At 69.3% G+C, this 1,710-nt stretch carries 2 protein-coding genes; both read left to right on the plus strand.

The genetic code is table 11. The features are described from left to right. Nucleotides 1-762: ABC transporter ATP-binding protein (locus tag GPA_RS08540; RefSeq protein WP_049784085.1), on the plus strand; the 762-nt coding region annotated here is incomplete at its 5' end. Then, nucleotides 759-1,685: an ABC transporter permease gene (locus GPA_RS08545; RefSeq protein WP_015539617.1), complete on the plus strand. Its 927-nt coding sequence runs from the start codon at nucleotides 759-761 to the stop codon at nucleotides 1,683-1,685. The genes GPA_RS08540 and GPA_RS08545, both read left to right, overlap by 4 nt. Nucleotides 1,686-1,710 lie beyond the last annotated feature (25 nt).

Raw genomic sequence — 1,710 nt, forward strand, 5'->3', positions numbered from 1 at the left:
CAGTTCCTCTGCGTCATCGGCCACTCGGGCAGCGGCAAGACCACGCTCCTGCGGCTTGTCGCCGGCCTTAGCCGCCCGAGCGCGGGAACCGTCCGCATCGACGGCGCGCCGGTGGAGGGGCCGGGCCTCGACCGTGCCGTCGTGTTCCAGAACTATGCGCTGTTCCCCTGGATGAGCGCCCTGCGCAACGTGGAGTTCGGCGTGGAGCAGGCCAACAAGGAGCTGCACCGCGGGCTGACGAAGGCCCAGGTATCCGCCGTGGCGCGCGACTACCTGGACCGCGTGGGCATGGGCGCGGCGGCCGACAAGTACCCCTACCAGCTCTCCGGCGGCATGCGCCAGCGCGTTGCCATCGCGCGGGCGCTGGCCATGGACGCCGAGATCCTGCTGTTCGACGAGCCGTTCGGCGCGCTCGACGTCAAGACGCGCTGCTCGCTGCAGAAGCTCGTCGACGCCCTGTGGCGCTCGGGCGAGCGGCGCAAGACCGTCGTGTTCGTGACGCACGACATCAACGAGGCCATCCTGCTGGCCGACCGCGTGGTGTTCATGCGCCGGGGCGAGACCGTCGCCGACCGCGCCGTGGACGTGCCGCGGCCGCGCTCGTCGGCCATCTTCGCGCACGATGCGTGCGCCCGGGCCCTCAAGGACGAGCTGACCGACCTGTTCTACCTGGACGGCGAGGAGGACGAGGAAGGCGGCGCGTTCGGGGAGGCGGGCGCCGGCGTGCCCGGCGCGCTGCCGGGGAAGGCGGTGCTGCCATGAGGCGCCTGTTCGGGAAGGAGTTCGCATTCGCCCACGTGCTGCTGGCGGCCCTCGTGCTCGTGGTGACGTGCATGCCGAACCAGCGCATGGTCACGGTGTCGTACTACCCGCTGCTCGCCGGCCTCGCCGTCATCGAGGTGCTCTACCTGCTGCGCCTGGCCGCGCTGCGCCGTCGCGGCGCGTTCTCCACGGGGCCCACCGACATCGTGGTGCTCGTATGGGCGCTGTTCATCGTGTGGGACGTGTGCGCCACGAAGCTCGACATCGCGCCCACCGTGATCGTTCCTGCGCCCGAGGCCGTGTTCAACGTGTTCTTCGCCCAGGCCGACGTCATCGGCGCCGACATCGTCTCGTCGGTCACGCTGCTGGTCATGGGCTATGCGGGCGGCCTTGCGCTCGGCGTGGTGCTGGGCATCGTCTGCGGGTGGATACCGCGGCTGCGGGCCATGTTCTTCCCGATAGCGAACGTGCTGGCGCCCATCCCGCCCACGGTGTTCGCGCCGTACCTCATCGTGCTGCTGCCCACGTTCCGCACGGCGTCGTGCTTCATCATCCTGCTGGGCGTGTTCTGGCCGCAGTTCCTCAACATGGTGGTGCGCACGTCCTCGCTCGATGCCCAGCTGCTGGACAACGCGCGCACGCTGGGGGTGCGCAATTTCACCATGATCACGCGCATCATCCTGCCCTACGTGCTCCCCGAGGTGCTCAAGGGCCTGCGCGTGTCGCTGACCACCGCGTTTCTCATGCTCACGTTCGCCGAGATGCTGGGCGCGTCGTCGGGCATCGGCTACTTCATCAGCAACGCGAACAACTACGCCAACTACACCAACGTGGTGGCGGGCATCATCGTGTGCGGCGTGGTGGTGACGGTGCTGAGCTTCGCGACGGCCTGGGTGCAGCGCCGGTTCACCACCTGGCGGTAGGAGGCGGGAAGGCGGCGTCGGCGCG

The sequence above is a fragment of the Gordonibacter pamelaeae 7-10-1-b genome, assembly GCF_000210055.1.
GTDB lineage: Bacteria > Actinomycetota > Coriobacteriia > Coriobacteriales > Eggerthellaceae > Gordonibacter > Gordonibacter pamelaeae.